Annotated in this window: 18 protein-coding genes and 1 pseudogene; 10 read left to right on the top strand and 9 right to left on the bottom strand. The window is 71.7% G+C overall.

Annotated elements, in window-relative coordinates:
• Positions 1 to 59 precede the first annotated feature (59 nt).
• Both ACFY04_RS10565 and ACFY04_RS10560 read left to right on the top strand, forming a co-directional pair.
• On the top strand, positions 60 to 1,007 hold the full coding sequence (locus ACFY04_RS10565) for a DUF4097 domain-containing protein (protein ID WP_373041015.1): 948 nt from the start codon (positions 60 to 62) through the stop codon (positions 1,005 to 1,007).
• Between the two features lies 1 nt (position 1,008).
• Positions 1,009 to 1,941, top strand: coding sequence for a helix-turn-helix transcriptional regulator (locus ACFY04_RS10560; RefSeq protein WP_389115595.1), 933 nt, complete (start codon positions 1,009 to 1,011; stop codon positions 1,939 to 1,941).
• A 246-nt stretch (positions 1,942 to 2,187) separates the two neighbouring features.
• On the opposite strand, the gene ACFY04_RS10555 is transcribed toward ACFY04_RS10560, so the two are convergent.
• The 4 genes from ACFY04_RS10555 to ACFY04_RS10540 all read right to left on the bottom strand — a co-directional run bounded on the left by ACFY04_RS10555 (position 2,188) and on the right by ACFY04_RS10540 (position 5,487).
• Complete coding sequence (locus ACFY04_RS10555; protein WP_389115594.1) at positions 2,188 to 2,760, bottom strand: Clp protease N-terminal domain-containing protein; 573 nt, start codon at positions 2,758 to 2,760, stop codon at positions 2,188 to 2,190.
• Positions 2,760 to 2,969, bottom strand: a complete 210-nt coding sequence (locus tag ACFY04_RS10550) for a helix-turn-helix domain-containing protein (RefSeq protein WP_030013034.1) — start codon at positions 2,967 to 2,969, stop codon at positions 2,760 to 2,762. The genes ACFY04_RS10555 and ACFY04_RS10550 overlap by 1 nt, the downstream gene beginning before the upstream one ends.
• A gap of 62 nt (positions 2,970 to 3,031) precedes the next feature.
• A complete protein-coding gene (locus ACFY04_RS10545) occupies positions 3,032 to 3,994 on the bottom strand; it encodes a zinc-binding dehydrogenase (RefSeq protein WP_389115592.1) in 963 nt (320 codons plus the stop codon).
• Positions 3,995 to 4,284: 290 nt separating this feature from the next.
• The gene (locus tag ACFY04_RS10540; protein WP_373041019.1) at positions 4,285 to 5,487 is read right to left on the bottom strand and encodes an NADP-dependent malic enzyme; all 1,203 of its coding nucleotides are present in this window, start codon (positions 5,485 to 5,487) and stop codon (positions 4,285 to 4,287) included.
• Positions 5,488 to 6,013: 526 nt separating this feature from the next.
• Here ACFY04_RS10540 and ACFY04_RS10535 point away from each other — a divergent pair.
• The 3 genes from ACFY04_RS10535 to ACFY04_RS10525 are packed head-to-tail and all read left to right on the top strand — an operon-like array spanning position 6,014 to position 8,721.
• Positions 6,014 to 6,976 carry an ABC transporter substrate-binding protein gene (locus ACFY04_RS10535; protein WP_389115591.1) on the top strand — a complete coding sequence of 321 codons (963 nt, stop codon included), beginning with the start codon at positions 6,014 to 6,016 and terminating at the stop codon, positions 6,974 to 6,976.
• A 39-nt stretch (positions 6,977 to 7,015) separates the two neighbouring features.
• Positions 7,016 to 7,957 carry an amino acid ABC transporter permease gene (locus ACFY04_RS10530; protein WP_389115589.1) on the top strand — a complete coding sequence of 314 codons (942 nt, stop codon included), beginning with the start codon at positions 7,016 to 7,018 and terminating at the stop codon, positions 7,955 to 7,957.
• The gene (locus ACFY04_RS10525; protein ID WP_314243934.1) at positions 7,957 to 8,721 is read left to right on the top strand and encodes an amino acid ABC transporter ATP-binding protein; all 765 of its coding nucleotides are present in this window, start codon (positions 7,957 to 7,959) and stop codon (positions 8,719 to 8,721) included. The genes ACFY04_RS10530 and ACFY04_RS10525 overlap by 1 nt, the downstream gene beginning before the upstream one ends.
• A gap of 83 nt (positions 8,722 to 8,804) precedes the next feature.
• Here ACFY04_RS10525 and ACFY04_RS10520 read toward each other — a convergent pair whose 3' ends face one another.
• Complete coding sequence (locus tag ACFY04_RS10520) at positions 8,805 to 9,584, bottom strand: class I SAM-dependent methyltransferase (RefSeq protein ID WP_389115587.1); 780 nt, start codon at positions 9,582 to 9,584, stop codon at positions 8,805 to 8,807.
• 82 nt (positions 9,585 to 9,666) lie between these two features.
• On the opposite strand from ACFY04_RS10520, the gene ACFY04_RS10515 reads away from it, so the two are divergent.
• Positions 9,667 to 10,296: a CGNR zinc finger domain-containing protein gene (locus tag ACFY04_RS10515; protein ID WP_389115586.1), complete on the top strand. Its 630-nt coding sequence runs from the start codon at positions 9,667 to 9,669 to the stop codon at positions 10,294 to 10,296.
• Here ACFY04_RS10515 and sodX read toward each other — a convergent pair.
• A complete protein-coding gene (gene sodX, locus ACFY04_RS10510; RefSeq protein WP_389115584.1) occupies positions 10,200 to 10,622 on the bottom strand; it encodes a nickel-type superoxide dismutase maturation protease in 423 nt (140 codons plus the stop codon). The genes ACFY04_RS10515 and sodX overlap by 97 nt on opposite strands.
• A gap of 171 nt (positions 10,623 to 10,793) precedes the next feature.
• Here sodX and sodN point away from each other — a divergent pair, with 171 nt between their 5' ends.
• Complete coding sequence (gene sodN / locus ACFY04_RS10505) at positions 10,794 to 11,189, top strand: superoxide dismutase, Ni (RefSeq protein WP_030009413.1); 396 nt, start codon at positions 10,794 to 10,796, stop codon at positions 11,187 to 11,189.
• A gap of 119 nt (positions 11,190 to 11,308) precedes the next feature.
• Here the strand turns inward: sodN and ACFY04_RS10500 are convergent, their stop codons facing one another.
• Positions 11,309 to 11,887 (bottom strand): HD family hydrolase, encoded by a 579-nt coding sequence (locus tag ACFY04_RS10500; RefSeq protein WP_389115582.1) that lies wholly within the window; start codon positions 11,885 to 11,887, stop codon positions 11,309 to 11,311.
• Between the two features lie 12 nt (positions 11,888 to 11,899).
• A pseudogene (locus tag ACFY04_RS10495) lies at positions 11,900 to 12,941 on the bottom strand (helix-turn-helix domain-containing protein).
• A 185-nt stretch (positions 12,942 to 13,126) separates the two neighbouring features.
• Between ACFY04_RS10495 and ACFY04_RS10490 the strand changes: the two are divergent.
• Positions 13,127 to 13,609: a hypothetical protein gene (locus tag ACFY04_RS10490; RefSeq protein WP_389115581.1), complete on the top strand. Its 483-nt coding sequence runs from the start codon at positions 13,127 to 13,129 to the stop codon at positions 13,607 to 13,609.
• Between the two features lie 95 nt (positions 13,610 to 13,704).
• The gene (locus ACFY04_RS10485) at positions 13,705 to 13,872 is read left to right on the top strand and encodes a hypothetical protein (RefSeq protein WP_389115580.1); all 168 of its coding nucleotides are present in this window, start codon (positions 13,705 to 13,707) and stop codon (positions 13,870 to 13,872) included.
• Between the two features lie 81 nt (positions 13,873 to 13,953).
• Here ACFY04_RS10485 and ACFY04_RS10480 read toward each other — a convergent pair whose 3' ends face one another.
• Positions 13,954 to 14,142: a DUF6104 family protein gene (locus ACFY04_RS10480; protein WP_030386011.1), complete on the bottom strand. Its 189-nt coding sequence runs from the start codon at positions 14,140 to 14,142 to the stop codon at positions 13,954 to 13,956.
• A gap of 105 nt (positions 14,143 to 14,247) precedes the next feature.
• Here ACFY04_RS10480 and ACFY04_RS10475 point away from each other — a divergent pair, with 105 nt between their 5' ends.
• Positions 14,248 to 16,416 (top strand): trypsin-like peptidase domain-containing protein, encoded by a 2,169-nt coding sequence (locus ACFY04_RS10475; protein WP_389115578.1) that lies wholly within the window; start codon positions 14,248 to 14,250, stop codon positions 16,414 to 16,416.
• Positions 16,417 to 16,424: the final 8 nt, after the last annotated feature.

The following is a 16,424-nucleotide window of genomic DNA, read 5'->3' as shown; positions in this document are numbered from 1 at the left end:
GACGCGATATGTTGCGTGCGTCGAGCCAGGTCCGTGAACGCACGAGGAGGATCAGCACCATGGCAGAGCAGTCGCCCGAGTCGTCGTCGTCGCCGTCGACGTGGCACTTCGACGAACCGCAGAAGCTCACCTTCGAGGAGCCGGTGACCGAGCTCCGCGTCCGCCTCGTGAGCGGCACGGTGAACGTGGTCGCCGCCGAGGAGGGCCCCGCCCGCCTGGAGGTGACCGAGGTGGACGGACCGCCGCTGTACGTCGTGCAGGACGGCGGCACGCTCACCGTCTCCTACGAGGACCTGCCCTGGAACGGCTCCCAGGGCCTCAAGCAGTGGTTCGAGACCAAGCCCTGGAAGGCCTGGGCCGGTTCCGCCTCCGGCCGCAAGGCCTGGGAGCGCAGCGTCGCGATCACCCTCACCGTGCCCGCCGCCACCCAGGTCCACGTGGCCGCGGTCGGCGCCGCCGTCTTCGTCTCCGGCATCTCCGGCGGCACCGATGTCAACGGGGTCTCCGGCGACGCCACGCTGGTCGGGCTGTCCGGCCGGGTCAAGGCGCACACCGTCTCCGGCAGCGTCGAGGCCCAGTCCGTCTCCGGCGAGTTCGGCTTCCACTCCGTCTCCGGCGGCCTGACGGTGGTCGACGGCTCGGGCGGCAACGTGCGGGCCGACTCGGTCAGCGGCGACATGCTCATCGACCTCGCCGCGGACCCCGCCGCCCCCGAGCCGGTGGACATCTTCCTCAACTCCGTCTCCGGGCAGGTCGCGATCCGCCTCCCGCACCCCGCCGACGCCAAGGTCGAGGCCAACACCGCCACCGGCCGCGTCTCCAACGCCTTCGAGGACCTGCGGGTCTCCGGTCAGATGGGCGCCAAGCGGATCACCGGAACCCTCGGCTCCGGCGCCGGCACCCTGCGGGCGACCACGGTCTCCGGCTCGATCGCGCTGCTGCGCCGCCCGCAGGCCGACGCGGACCGCCCCGCCGCCCCCCTCGCGCTCGACAAGAAGGTGCTCTGACATGCCGCCCGTCTTCGCCCACGGCCGACTCCGCCTGTACCTCCTCAAGCTGCTGGACGAGGCCCCGCGCCACGGGTACGAGGTGATCCGCCTGCTGGAGGAGCGCTTCCAGGGCCTGTACGCGCCCTCCGCGGGCACCGTGTATCCGCGGCTGGCGAAGCTGGAGGCCGAGGGCCTGGTCACGCACGCCACCGAGGGCGGGCGCAAGGTGTACTCGATCACCGATGCCGGCCGGGCCGAACTGGCCGACCGCGGCGGCGAACTGGCCGACCTGGAGCTGGAGATCCGCGACTCGGTCACCGAGCTCGCCGCCGAGATCCGCGACGACGTCCGGGGCGCGGCGGGTGACCTGCGCCGCGAGATGCGGGCCGCGGCCTCGGCGTCGGCGACCCAGGTCGAGGACGAGTCCTGGAAGGCCGCCAAGGAGGACCTGCGCAAGGCGCGGCAGGAGTGGAAGGAGCAGGCGCGCCGGGCGAAGGACGAGAGCCGCCGCGCCCGCGAGGAGGCGCAGCAGGCCCGCCGCCAGGCCAAGGAGGCCCAGGAGCGGGCCCGCGAGGAGGTCCAGCGCATCGCGGGCCAGCTTCAGGAGCAGTTCGCCAAGTCCGGCGGTGTCCTGGGCAGCCTGGCCGGAGCCTGGCTCGGGGGCGGTACGCAGACCACGGCCCCCGCGGGCGCGGAGCCCCGTACGACGGCGGACGAGGCGGCGGGGGCGGCGGGAGCGGGGGCAGCGGGGGCAGCCGCGGACTGGGCCGCCGACCTGGCGCCCACCGGCGACCCCGCCCGTGACCTGGACCGGCTGCTGGACCGTTTTCGCGACGAGGTCCGTGATGCGGCGCGGGACCGCGGGGTGACCGCGGCCCAGGTCGCCGAGGCGCGCCGCCACCTGGAGGCGGCCTCCGGCCGGCTGGGAGCCACGTTCGGGTCCAGGCCGTAGCTCGCCCGCGGCGCCGCTGCCGGGGCGCCGCCCCGGACCCCGCGCCTCAAACGCCGGCGAGGCTGGAAGTGCGGGGCGCCGGCCCGGACCCCCGTGCCTCGAACACCGGCGGGGCTGGAGTGCGGGGCGGCCCCGGACCCCGAGCCTCGAACACCGGCGAGGCTGGAAGTGCGGGGCGCCGGCCCGGACTCCCGTGCCTCGAACACCGGCGGGGCTGGAGGTGCGGGGCGCAGGCGGGTTCGGCCGTCAGGCCGCGAGGCCGGTTTCGGCCGTGCCGTAGGTGATGCCGTGGTCCGACAGGACCTCGGAGACGGTGCCGGGGCGGGAGAGCAGGGCCAGCAGCAGGTGCAGGGTGCCGATGTGGTTGTCCTTGCGGCCCAGCGCGATGCGCAGGGACTGCTCCAGCACCTTCTTCGCGTCCTCGGTGAAAGGGACCCGGTAGCTGCCGGTGCGGTCGTCCGCGACCTCGCGCCCGAGGGCGGAGCGGATCGAGGCGCCCAGGGTCCGCCTGCGGGGCGCGGGGGTCGCGAGGGCGCCCTGGCCGTGGGTCTCCTCGATGCGGGAGACGATCTCGGTGAGGTCGATGCCGAGTCCGGCCAGCGCCTCCTCGTCCGCCCTGGACATGCCGCCCCGGCGGCGGGCCGCCGTGAGGTCGGCGGCCACCGCCGCGCGGTCCACGCCGAGCGGGTCCAGGGCGCCCAAGGCCAGCAGGGAGAGCAGCAGATGTTCCTCGGTGACGGTGGGGGCCCCGGCCTGCCGGGCCTCCGTCACCGCCCCGGTCACGGTCGACCGGGCGTCGCGGGTGAAGCGTTCGAACATCAGAGCCTCCCGTATTTCTTGTGCACGGCCTGCCGGCTGACGCCCAGCTCGGCCGCGATCTCCTGCCAGGACCACCCCTGCGCGCGGGCACTGCGTACCTGTACGGCCTCCAGCTGCTCCAGCAGCCTCCGGAGGGCGGCCACGGCACGCAGGCCCACACGCGGGTCACGGTCACCGGCCCGCTCGGCGAGATCAGTGGCTTCGGTCATGGATGTCAATGTAGGTTGACGCGAGAGGTTCGTCAACCCCAGTTGACATCAAGGGCGGGTGATCAGGGGGTGAGGACGATCTTGCCGAAGAGGTCGCCCGACGCGAGCTTCGCGAATCCCTCGCGCGCCCGGTCCAGCGGCAGCACCTCGTCGATGACCGGCCGCAGCCCGGTGTTCGCACAGAAGGCGAGCAGGTCCTCCAGCTCGTCCTTCGAGCCCATCGTCGAGCCGACCACCTTCAGCTCCAGGAAGAAGATCCGGGTCAGCTCGGCGTGCGCGGGGCGGTCGCCGCTCGTGGCGCCGGAGATCACCAGGGTGCCGCCCGGGCGCAGGGACTTCACCGAGTGCGACCAGGTGGCGGCGCCCACCGTCTCGATCACCGCGTCCACCCGCTGCGGCAGCCGCGCACCCGGCTCGAACGCCTCCACCGCGCCCAGCTCCACGGCCCGCTTGCGCTTGGCCTCGTCCCGGCTCGTGGCGAACACCCGCAGGCCGGCCGCCTTGCCGAGGGCGATCGCGGCGGTCGCGACACCGCCGCCGGCCCCCTGCACCAGGACCGAGTCCCCGGGGCGGACCCCGGCGTTGGTGAACAGCATCCGGTACGCCGTCAGCCAGGCCGTCGGAAGGCAGGCGGCCTCCTCGAAGGTCAGCTCGGCGGGCTTGCGCAGCACGTTCCAGGCGGGGACGGTCACCTGCTCGGCGAAGGTCCCCTGGTAGCGCTCGGTCAGGATCGAGCGCGGCTCGTCCGGGCCGACCCCGTGGCCGCTCTGGCCGATCACGGAGTGCAGGACGACCTCGTTGCCGTCCTGGTCGATCCCGGCGGCGTCGCAGCCGAGGATCATCGGGAGTCTTTCCTCGCCGAGGCCGACCCCGCGCAGCGACCACAGGTCGTGGTGGTTGAGGGAGGCGGCCTTGACGTTCACGGTCACCCAGCCCGGCCGGGCCTCGGGGGCCGGGCGGTCGCCCAGCTCAAGGCCGTTCAGCGGCTGGTCACGGTCGATTCGGGCGGCGTAGGCAGCGAACATGCGGCGACGCTACCGCTCGGTAGGGGCGCGTTCCAGTCCCTCGGGGACCGCCCTCCTGAGGCCTTCGTCTCAGCCGCCCCGGCGACCCCGGCCGCGCCGGCCCCCGGCGGGGGCGGGGCCGATCCGCCGGACGCGATCCTGACGCAGCGCAGAACGAGGAGAACCTGTGTCGTACGTGAACGAATCGGACCCCCGCCGGGGCGGGGCGCCCGTCCGCCGAGCGGGTGAACGGAAAGGCCCGGCCGGAGGGGATCCGGTCGGGCCTTTTCTCGTACTGCTCAGGTCCGGTGTCAGACCAGACGGGCCACTCCGTCGGCCTTGGCCGCGGCGGCCACGGCGTTGGCGACGGCCTCGGCCACGCGCTCGTCGAACGGCGACGGGATCACGTAGTCGGCGGCGAGCTCGTCACCCACGACACCGGCGATGGCGTCGGCGGCGGCGATCTTCATGCCCTCGGTGATCCGGGTGGCACGCACCTTGAGGGCGCCCGCGAAGATGCCCGGGAACGCCAGCACGTTGTTGATCTGGTTCGGGAAGTCCGAACGGCCCGTGGCCACGACCGCCGCGTACTTGTGCGCGACGTCCGGGTGGACCTCCGGGTTCGGGTTGGCCATGGCGAAGACGAACGCGTCCTTCGCCATCGAGGCCACCGCCTCCTCCGGGACCGTACCGCCGGAGACGCCGATGAAGACGTCCGCGCCGTTCAGCGCGGTCTCCAGGGAGCCCGTCTGGCCGGTCTTGTTGGTCAGGCCCGCGATCTCCGCCTTGACGTCCGTCAGGTCGGAGCGGTCCGCGGACACGACGCCCTTGCGGTCGGTGACGCAGACGTCGCCGATGCCCGCGTCCACCAGGATCTTGGCAATGGCGATGCCGGCCGCGCCCGCACCCGAGATCACGGCGCGCAGGTCGCCGAGGGTGCGACCCGTCAGCTTCGCGGCGTTGCGCAGCGCGGCGAGCGTCACGATGGCGGTGCCGTGCTGGTCGTCGTGGAAGATCGGGATGTCCAGCGCCTCCTGGAGGCGGCGCTCGATCTCGAAGCAGCGGGGCGCGGAGATGTCCTCCAGGTTCACCCCGCCGAAGGACGGGGCGAGACGGATGACCGTCTCGATGATCTCGTCCGTGTCCTTGGTGGCGAGCGCGATCGGAACCGCGTCCACCCCACCGAACTGCTTGAAGAGGATGGCCTTGCCCTCCATGACGGGGAGGGAGGCCTCGGGACCGATGTCACCGAGTCCGAGCACGGCCGTACCGTCGGTGACGACGGCGACCACGTTGGACTTCCAGGTGTACTCGTTCACCAGCTCCGGCTGCTCGGCGATGGCGCTGCACACCTTCGCCACGCCGGGCGTGTACGCGAGGGAAAGGTCATCCTTGTTGGTGACCGGCACTGTGGCCTGGATGGCCATCTTGCCGCCCCGGTGCAGCGCGAACACCGCGTCCGGGTTGTTGTCCGTGACGCTGTCACTGCGAGGGTTGAAGATTTCCGCTGCCACTTCGTGTGACCCCTTAAGTCCTTTGAATCGTTGAGGGTGGCCACTCCTGGTTAAGGGGTGGGCGGGCACCGCGTCCGTACTCCGCGTCAACGGTTGGCCCGTCTCCGCGAAGGGGAGGTTCGTACGCGCGGGCGCGCCGCACGCGCGCCCTGAGCCCCGGATGAGGGGTGTAAGGATCTGTTCTACCCGAAGAACGCTCGCCCAGACGAGTCGATTCCCGCTCAACTGTAGGTCCCTTGCCCGGCTTTTGGCGAAAAGTCCAAACCTTGCCGTCCAGTGGGCGAGACGCCCCGTAGAAACTGCGGCAAAACCAGCAGGTCACAGCAGTATCTGCGGCCACGAACCCCCTTCTCCGCAGTCCTGTTGGGCCGCCCGGGGCGCCCGTTATGCGATTTTGACCTGACGGGCACCCTGAATGTCTCAGTCCGAATGGCAAGATGCCGTAATCACACAAGGTCGCGACACTCGATGGTGCGTGTCCGACCGTTTTTCGTTGCTTTTCCACCAGCGCCGGAGGAACCAAGCCATGACCGCTAGCACCACCCGTCGTACGACCGCCGCACGGTCCCGGATCGCCGCGGTCGGCGCGATCGCGGTCGCGGGCGCCCTGATCCTCACCGGCTGTGGTGACCAGACCGACAAGGCCTCCACCAGCCCGTCGGGTGCGGCGAACAACAGCAGCGCCCCGCTCTTCTCCAAGCTCCCGAAGAAGATCCAGGACGCCGGTGTCATCAAGGTCGGCACGGACGCCACCTACGCGCCGATGGAGTTCACCGAGGGCGGCAAGGTCGTCGGCGTCGACCCCGACGTCGCGGCGGCCCTGAGCAAGCAGCTCGGCGTGCAGTTCAAGTTCGAGTCCGGCACCTTCGACACCCTGATCGGCAGCATGCAGACGGGTCGCAGCGACCTGGTCATGTCCTCCCTCACCGACACCAAGGCCCGTCAGGAGGGCCTGGACGACAAGGGCGCCAAGACCGGTGCCGGTGTCGACTTCGTCGACTACTTCTCCGCCTCGACCGGCATCCTGGTCAAGAAGGGCAACCCGCAGGGCATCAAGACCCTCGACGACCTGTGCGGCAAGACGGTCGCCGTGCAGCGCGGCACCACGTACGAGGAGTCCGCCAAGGCCCAGGCCGAGAAGTGCAAGACGGACGGCAAGGGCGAGCTCAAGATCGAGTCCTTCCCGACCGACGCCGAGGCCCAGACCCGCGTGAAGGCCGGTGGCGCCGCCGCCGACCTGAACGACTCCCCGGTCGCCGCGTACATCGCGCAGACCGCCGGTGGCGGCAACGACTTCGAGGCCATCGCCAACCCGACCGACGCCGGCCTCTTCGGCATCGCGGTGGACAAGAAGAACACCCAGCTGCGCGACGCGCTCAAGGAAGCCCTCGACGCGGTCATCAAGGACGGCACGTACAAGGCCGCCCTGGACAAGTGGAACGCGGGCTCCGGCGCCGTGACCGAGGCCAAGATCAACGCCGGTTCCTGACCTCCGCGTACCACCGCAGCACACTGAAGGGCAGTCACTGTGACTGACAAGCTCGACAAGGTCCCGGACCCGGCGGACACCCCGCCGGCCGGGGCCGTCCCCCCCGAGGCCATCCGCGCCATCCCGGTCCGCCACTACGGCCGCTGGATCAGCGCCGTGGTCGTCATCGGCCTGGTCGTGGCGCTCGTCGTCGCCTTCTCGCAGGGCAACGTGCGCTGGGCGACGGTGCCGGAGAAGCTGTTCGACCCGACGATCCTCCGCGGTGTCGTCAACACGATCTGGATCAGCATCACCTCGATGGCTCTGGGCCTGGTGCTCGGTGTCCTCTTCGCGGTCATGCGGCTCTCGAAGAACCCGGTCACCAGCACCATCGCCTGGTTCTACATCTGGCTGTTCCGCGGCACCCCGGTGTACGTGCAGCTGCTGATCTGGTTCAACCTCGCCCTGATCTTCCCGATCCTGAACCTCGGGTTCTACAAGGACGAGATGACGCAGGTCATGACCCCGTTCCTGGCGGCCCTGCTGGGTCTGGGCCTGAACGAGGGCGCGTACATGGCGGAGATCGTCCGCGCCGGCATCCAGTCGGTCGACGAGGGCCAGACCGAGGCCTCGCACGCGCTCGGCATGACCCGTACGCAGACGATGCGCCGGGTCGTGCTGCCGCAGGCCATGCGGGTGATCGTGCCGCCGTCGGGCAACGAGTTCATCAACATGCTCAAGACCTCCTCGCTGGTGGTCGCCGTGCAGTACTTCGACCTGCTGCGCGCCGCCCAGGACATCGCCTCGACCTCGTTCGCGGTGATGGAGATGTTCTTCGTCGCGTCGATCTGGTACCTCGCCCTGACCAGCGTGTTCAGCGTCGGCCAGTACTACCTGGAGCGCCGCTACGCCCGTGGTGCGCTGCGCTCGCTGCCGCCGACACCGCTGCAGAAGATCAAGGCGAAACTGTCCAGCTTCTCGAACCGCAAGGCGGTGGCCTGATGACGACTGCCATGGTGAAGGCCGAGGGCGTCCACAAGTCCTACGGTGCGGCGCACATCCTCAAGGGCATCGACCTGGAGGTCGCCCCGCGTGAGGTGTTCTGCCTGGTCGGTCCCTCCGGCTCCGGCAAGTCGACCTTCCTGCGGTGCATCAACCACCTGGAGCAGGTCAACGCGGGACGGCTGTACGTCGACGGGCAGCTGGTGGGCTACCGCCAGAAGGGCGACAAGCTCTACGAGCTGAAGGACAGCGAGGTCGCGGCGCAGCGCCGGGACATCGGCATGGTCTTCCAGCGCTTCAACCTGTTCCCGCACATGACGGCCATCGAGAACGTCATGGAAGCCCCGGTCATGGTCAAGGGCGAGTCCAGGGCGGTGGCGCGCGAGCGTGCCATCAAGCTCCTGGACCGCGTCGGTCTCGGGGACAAGGGCGGGAACTACCCCACCCAGCTCTCCGGCGGCCAGCAGCAGCGCGTGGCGATCGCCCGCGCGCTGGCCATGGAGCCGAAGCTGATGCTCTTCGACGAGCCCACCTCGGCGCTCGACCCGGAGCTGGTCGGTGACGTCCTGGACGTCATGCGGGACCTCGCCGAATCGGGCATGACCATGATCGTGGTCACCCACGAGATGGGCTTCGCCCGCGAGGTCGGCGACAACCTCGTCTTCATGGACGGCGGCGTGGTCGTCGAGTCCGGCCACCCCCGCGACGTCCTGGGCAACCCCCAGCACGACCGGACGAAGGCGTTCCTCTCCAAGGTGCTGTAGCTCCGGGACGCTGTGGTCCGCACCCGCGGACGGACGAGGGGCGGTACGGGATCCCGTACCGCCCCTCAGCCATTTCAGGGTCCCTACTTCAGACCTAGGACCAGCGCGTCCGAGGGGGAGCGCCAGACCGTACGGGCCTCCGCGAAGCCCGCGGCGCGCAGGGTCTCGGCGTGCCAGGCCTCGGAGGGGGTGTCGCCGTCCGCGTGCTCCCCGTAGATCTCGAAGCGCTGCTTCACCTGCTCGGCCAGTGCCGGTTCGGCGCCCGCCAGCGCCCACCACTCGCGCCAGTCCACCGCACCGGCCGCCTTGGCCCGGTCCATGCCGGCGTGCCGGTGGGCGTGCTCGGCGGCGCCGATGCGCGGGGTGGCCGGGTCGGGCATGTGGTCGGCGTTCATGAACACCCCGCCCGGGGCCAGGAGCGGTACGAGCTGCCCGTACAGGACGGCCAGCTCCGCGCTCGGCAGCCAGTGCAGGGCGGTGGCCGTCAGAACGGCGTCGTAGCTGTCGTGGGGGAGGGCGGCGCGCCAGTCGGGGTCCTTGAGGTCGGCGGTCACGAAGGTGACCCGTGCGTCCCCCGCGAAGTGCCCCTCGGCGATGGTCAACAGGGCGGGGTCGAGATCGACGCCCGTACTGGTGGCTTCCGGGAACCGCCTGAGGACGCGGTCCGTGATACTTCCCGTACCGCATGCGAGATCCAGCACCCGGGGGGCGGGTCCCACCAGTGCCTCGACCATGTCCAGCATCACGCGGAACCGCTCCTCGCGGTCGGGCATGTACCACTCCTGCTGCCGGTCCCAGCTGTCCTGCCAGGCCTGCCAGTCGGTCGTGCCCGTCGCTTCGGTCGTATCCGCCGTATCCGTCATCGCGAACCCCTCCATACGTAATACCCTCGAAGACGTCTCAGCCGTTACCGGAGACATTAATCCGCAGCCGTAAGGACTACAAGTGGAACTGGCCCATTACTCGGACTTCGCCGTGCGCCTGGTCAACACCGAGGAGCCGGCCCGCAACAAGGACGCGCTCACCTCGGTGGACGCCGTCCGCGCCCTGTTCGGCGCAAGTCAGCAGATGGCGCGCCGCGTCACCGACGGTGACGTCACCCGCTTCCGCAACGTCCGCGGCCGCCTGCGCTCCGTCTTCGAGGCCGCCGACGGCGGCGACCACGTCCTCGCGGTCGACCTGCTGAACTCGCTGCTCATGGAGTTCCCCGTCAGCCCCCAGGTGTCCGGCCACGAGACCCTCGCCGACGACGGCCGCCCCGACTGGCACATCCACCTCGCCGAGCACCCCTCGAACGCCTCCGCCGGCTACGCCGCCATGGCGTCCATGGGCCTGGCCTTCGCCCTCACCGAGCACGGCCCCGACCGCCTCGGCCTGTGCCAGGCCGCGCCCTGCCGCAACGCCTACCTCGACACCTCCACCAACCGCTCCCGGCGCTACTGCTCCGACCGCTGCGCCACCCGGGCGAACGTGGCCGCCTACCGCGCCCGCAAGCGGCTGGAGGCCGAGGAGTCCGCCCGCAGCGGGCGCAGCGCCGAGACCGCCCAGGACAGCCGGGCCCTCAGCGAACGCTGATCCCCCTCACGCGGCCGGAAACGCAGCACCGCCGTCGCCAGCACCAGCTCCGCGGGCACCGCGCCGTAGACGGTGCTGTCGCCGGTCTCGTTGTACGGGTTGTCGCCGAGCACCCACCAGCTGCCGCCCGGCCGCCGCTCCACCGCGCGCTTGACCATCAGCAGGTCCTGCTGGAGCGGATGCCGCAGCACGACCACGTCGCCCGGCCGTACGGCAGCCCCGTACCGGACCACCAGCCGGTCCCCGTTCAGCAGCGTGGGCACCATCGAAGGCCCCGTCACCTCCACCACCCCGAACCGCTTGCGCGGGCGCCCGTTCTCCACCATGCGTGTCCTCCTCGTCACCCCCGCATGCTGCCGCACGGGTCCGTACATTCGCTCACCGGTCCGGCCGCGCCCCTGGACTTTTGTCCTAAGCCCATGGGGGCGGCCGCGAAATCCGGTTGTTCAGCGAGTAATCTCCCCCTTGAGAAGACGATCACGAGGAGGACAAACTCCATGCTTTCCCGCCTCTTCGCCCCCAAGGCGAAGGTCTCCGCCCACTGCGATCTTCCGTGCGGCGTGTACGACCCTGCCCAGGCCCGCATCGAGGCCGAGTCCGTCAAGGCCGTGCAGGAGAAGTACCAGGCCAACGAAGACGCCGACTTCCGTGCGCGCGCCATCACCATCAAGGAGCAGCGCGCCGAGCTCGCCAAGCACCACGTCTCGGTGCTGTGGAGCGACTACTTCAAGCCCCCGCACTTCGAGAAGTACCCGCAGCTGCACACCCTGGTCAACGACACCCTGAAGGCCCTCTCGGCCGCCAAGGCGTCGAACGACCCGGCGACCGGCGCGAAGGCTCTTGAGCTCATCGCCGAGATCGACCGCATCTTCTGGGAGACCAAGGCCGCCTGATCCGGGCGCCCCGGGGAACTCCCCGCGCTGCTGGTCAGAGCGCGCACATGACAACGGCCCGACCGCTCACCGCGGCCGGGCCGTTGTGCTCTCCCCCCATTGCCGGGGGAGGTCCGGCATCAGGCCTTCTCGCCGAGGACGCCGCGCAACCAGTCGAGCGGGTCCTGGCCCAGCAGCTCGTCAGCCAGCCGCTGCCCGGTCTCCGTCGTGAGACGGGCCCTGCTGTTGTCGATCCACTGCTGAGCGCCGGCGTACCCCTGAGCCTTGTACTCGATGCCCTGGAGCATGCACTCCAGCTTGTCGGCGTCACGCGCGCAGACGGCCTCCGGCGAGTCCTTGGCCTCGTACTCGGCGACGAGTTCCTGAATCGCCGATGCGAGCCGATCCGGCATGCCGGCGGTCTGGTCAGTCGTCACCGCCGCCGGATCGGCGTGGGACGCGTACTTCTTCCCGAGGTGGTTCACGTCACCCGTTCGGGTCTCCTGGGTGTCGTGCCACACGGCGAGGAAGGCCGCCCGAGCCGGGTCGGCCCCTTCCAGTTGCGCGATGATCGAAGCGATGAGGGACGTACGCCAGGAGTGCTCGGCCACGCTCTCCGGGTCGTTGATCCCAGCCATCCACCAGCCCGTGCGGCGCGTGTGCTTGAGCGTCCCCGCCTCGTAGAGGAAACCGGCCACCGCGGACAGGTCGTCAGCCACTGTGTCTCTCCTTCATGCCTCGGCGAGGCGGATCGCGTACCGAATGCCTTCCAGCTCCCGACGCGCGCGGCGAGGGCCCGGTGCCATCCAACAACACGGGCAGCTGGTCCCGGAGGGTCCGTCCGGCTGCGGACGTCGCGCGCAGGAGGGTGGGGCGCGCGGCGAGCAGGGCCCACAAGGTGTGGATGTTCAGATCGAGGAAGCCGTGTTCGGGCGCGAGGCCCTTCAGGAGGTGCTGGAGCACCCTGTGGCCGTGCCAGGTCCCGGGGCCGGGTGCGGCGATGAAGTCGTCGGAGAGCTGGAGGTGGGGGCTCTCACCGAGCCAGTAGGCCCAGTAGTTCAGATTGGCAGCCTCGCCCGCCTCGTCGTCCAGAGTGGTGGAGATGAAGTGCCGCATGCGATCGCGGTCGCCCTGGCGGGCGGCGACGGCGGCTACGGAGCGGGCGGCCAGCCAGTGGGTGAGCCAGTCCTGCGGACGCTCCGCTCGCTGCTGCTGCGCGAGCCAGGCAGGGGTGTCCGGGGCGTCGTCGTAACCGGCCAGGTAGAGGGCCTGACGGCGGAGCAGGAACTGGCTCGCGCGGGCTTCCTCCGCGGTCCGGCGGATGCGCCGGAAGAACCGTCGTCGGTCGTCCGACGACAGTACGGGTCCGTCGGGGGCGGGTCCTCGGCGTGGTCTGCCGGGGCTCACGTGGGCGCGCATCGGCTCGGGGACCACTCCGTTCAGCGGCCAGACCAGCACCTCGACAAGGTCGCGTTGCAGGGCCCACGTCCCCAGGGGGCTGTCACCTGTCGGCCCGTCGTCGGTGAGGAGGTTCGTCAGGAGGAGATCCGCCTCCAGTGCCTTCTCCAGGGCGAGGAGCAGGGCGGTACTCGCACCCATACGCATGAGCCGGTGGCGATGCGCCAGCATCTGCCCCACTGCCAACGAGGTCAGCGGACGCCGCCCCGACTCCCAACCCGCCACCGTGTCCACGGAGACTTCGAAGGCTTCGGACAGAGACTCCTGCGTGTGACCCAGAGTCTCTCGGATCAACCGGAGAACGTGGCCGGACACCACGCCGCGGCGACCGCGTCGCCGGGTTCCCTGACCGGGGGTCAGGGTGGGATCCACCGGTGTGGCCACGACACCCTCCCGCCTGAGAAATGTCACCAAAGTACCCGTACCAGGGGTCACTTCGTCCGGCGAGTTCCCATTTCTACGCTGGTCTCCTCACTCGCTGACGACCGTAGGGAGCTGCCGTGTCCTGCAAGAAGACGGCCGATTGGTACGCGCAGAGCCTCGCCGATCCCGCGGCGGCGCATGCCGCGTGGCGGGAGTACGGCGTCGCCGTACTGCCGCTCGGGGCGCGCTTCGAAGCCGTACGGATCCCCGACGCCCTCGTCCACGAGGCCGTCGAGAGCAGCGAGGACCGGGTCGTGGACCTCGCGCTGGCCCTCGCGCTGGAGGGGCCCGTGATCCACGACGCGCGCGGGCGGAACCACTACGCGCTCGTCGCACCGGGAACGGCGCGGCGGTGGCGCTCTCGCAGTGCGGTGGAATGCCTCGGGGACGGGACCCACCTCGGGGTGCCCGACCTGGGCCGCGACCGGTCCGCGCCCGGCCGGTGCCTCTACTGGGCCGCGGCCCCCGGCGCGGGGGCGTACTTCTGCCGGGTCGCCGCCGTCCGGCTGCTCGTCCGCGTCGGCGCGGCACGGCTCGCCGAGCCGGGGGCGGCCACGTGACGGACCACCCCGACGGCGCGTGCGCGCGGGCGGCGTACCTGCGGTGCTCCGGGTGCGGGCTGCCGGCCCCGGTCGTGACCCGGTACGGCGGCCCCATGGCAGACTGCCGCCGCTGCCACTACGCGTGGGGCGTCCACCACGACCCGGTGGGCTGCTGGCGGCGGAACGCCACGGACGAGGACCTGACCGCCCGAATCCGCGAGGCGGCCCCGCTTCTCCTCGCGGCGCGCGCGCTGCTCGACGAGATCGCCGGGCGTCCGTGAACCCGCCGCGGTGCGGCGGTGGACAGAACCGGCCAGTATGTACGGCCCGCCGGCCCCGGTCCGCCGCCCCCGCCGGGAGGCTCAGGCGTCCTCGTCGTCGTCCTCGTCGTCCAGCCGGGCCAGCCAGGTGGCCAGGCGTTCCACCGGGACCTCGAAGTCCGGGTTCAGGTCGACGAAGGTGCGCAGCTGCTCGGCGAGCCACTCGAAGGTGACCTCCTCCTCGCCGCGCCGCTTCTCCAGCTCCTCGATGCCGCGATCGGTGAAGTACAAGTCGGGCTCCGTGCCGTGATGGGGGTGTGCAGGGGGTGTTTCCCGCCAGGATAATCCGCCTTAAGGCGAGACCTCCCGCCTGCGCCCTCCCCGGGTCTAGCCTGGATGCCCAACGAGCGGGGGGTGCGGATGACGGACGGGCGCACGACCGGATCCGCGCGCGCCTTCGAGCTTCTGGAGCCCCTCGTCCAGGCGGCGACCGTACGCGTTCACGCCCCTCCGGGCGGGTATGAGAACCCTCGCAGTCATCGGACCGGTCCCACGTGGGGGAGCGGCTTCTTCATCGCCCCCGGCTGGGTCCTGACGTGCGCGCACGTGGTCGGCGAAGGGGGTGCTGCGGTGCGTCTGACGGGACGCGAGGTCGGCATCACCTTTTCCGCCGGGAGCATCACCGGGACGGTCACCGGGCGCGTGGAGTGCGTCCTGCCCGAGCGGCTGGAGGAGCGGCGGCCCGGCCGCCACGCGCTGTGGGACCTGCCCGACCTCGCGCTGGTCAGAGTGCTGGCTCCCGTCTCGCACGCCTGCGTGTGGCTGACCGACCGCTCCAGACCGCGTTTCGACGAGGTCGCCTACTTCGGCTGCACCGAGGACCTCGGCACCCCCGAGATCACCGGCCGCACCACCCGGCTGCGCGGCACCGCCGGGAACGGCGCGGCCATCCGGCTCGGTGACGACGACGAGATCGAGCCCGGCATGTCCGGCGGGCCCGTGGTGGACCTCGCCCGCGGCGAGATCGTCGGCGTGCTCAAGGCCCGGCGGCAGACGGGGGGCGGCGGGCTCGCCGTCTCCGTCGTGCAGCTGCGCACCCTGCCGATGGCCGCGCGGGGCCAGGTCGGGCTCTACCGCCGGATCATGCAGGCCCACGACCTGTACCACTACGACCAGCACCTCAGCGATCTCGACAACCGCCGGACCTGGACGGACGTGCACGGCGAACTCCCGCCGGAGGAGGGCGACCCGTACGCCGGCCGGGGCCGGCTCACCCCCGGCGAACGCACCACCCTCTACGGGCTGCTGGCCGAGCTGCCCCCGCCGGGCTCCTCCGAGGTCGTACGCGCCCTGGTCGAGGCGGCGCGCGGCGAGGAGCCGGACCCGCTGCCGCCGGCCCCGCTGAGCTGGCGCGACGGGCTGGGGCTGCTGCACGACCCGCCGGGCGGGACGGGGGAGGCCGCGGCGATGCTCCGGTACGCGACGGACGTGAGCGTGGCCGAGTACCGGGAGCCGGCCACGCCGGGCGCGGACGAGGAGCTGTGGGACTGGGTACGGGCCACGGCCGAGCGGCTGTGGCGGCCGCTGCGGCGCGAGCTCGGCGAGCGCCACGAGCGGGGCCTCGCCGAGCGCGAGCGCCGCCGCCGGGCCTCGGCCGGGCGGACGGCGCACGGCCCGGCGCGGCGGTCCGGCGGGCTGCCGCCCGGGGCCTCGGTGCTGCTGGAGGTGTGGGCGCACGGCTGGGAGGACGTCTACGACTGGCGGGTCTCGGTGCTGGCCGGTCCCGCGCACGCCGGGCGGGTGACACCCGTGGACTCGGGCGTACGGGCCACCCTGGCGGGCCTGCCGGAGGCCTTACGGGCCCCGCTCGCCGAGGGCTTCCGGCGCTGCGACACCCACGAGGCGGCGGCCCTGCTGGAAGTGGCCGTGGCCCCCGCGCTGTTCGGGCTCGCGGTGGACGAATGGGTGGTGGTGGGCGGCGTACCGCTCGGCGTGCAGCGGCCGGTGGTCCTGCGCCACCCCGCCGGCGCGAACCCCGCCGGCGCGAACCCGGGCGCTGCGAGCCCGGGCGCTGCGAGCCCGGGCGGGGCCAGGGAGCACCCCGCCGACCGCGAGGGCACCGACGCGTCCGCCCGCTGGGCGCGGGTCCAGGCGGGACCGCTGCAGGACGAACGCGCCGACTGCATACGGGGGCGCCCGCGCAGCCCCGCCACCGAGTGGCTGACGGGACTCCCCGACAACACCGTGCCGGTGCACTGCCGGGCGGCCGACCAGGAGCCCACGCTCGGGTCGCTGCACGCGGTACGGGACGCCGGCTACGGGGTGGTGGTGACCCGGCGGCCACCGCCGGACCCGGGAGCCTCGTGCGCCCCCTTCCACCGCGGACTTCGGGAGGAACTGGCCGACGCCGGGCGGGCGGAGGTGCTCCCGGTACGCCTGCAGAACCTCCGGGGGCGGGCCTACGGGGCGGATCCCGACGCCTACTGGGCGGCCGGGACGGGGCTGGTGTGGGAGGACCCGGCGCGGCCGCTGCCGGACGAGGAGCCGCTCCAGGGCGACCTGTGACCGGGGCC

It is taken from the genome of Streptomyces sp. NPDC001549 (assembly GCF_042894025.1).
GTDB classification, from domain to species: domain Bacteria; phylum Actinomycetota; class Actinomycetes; order Streptomycetales; family Streptomycetaceae; genus Streptomyces; species Streptomyces kutzneri.
The sequence above is the reverse complement of the archived record's forward strand: the minus strand, read 5'-3'. Positions and strand labels throughout refer to the sequence as shown.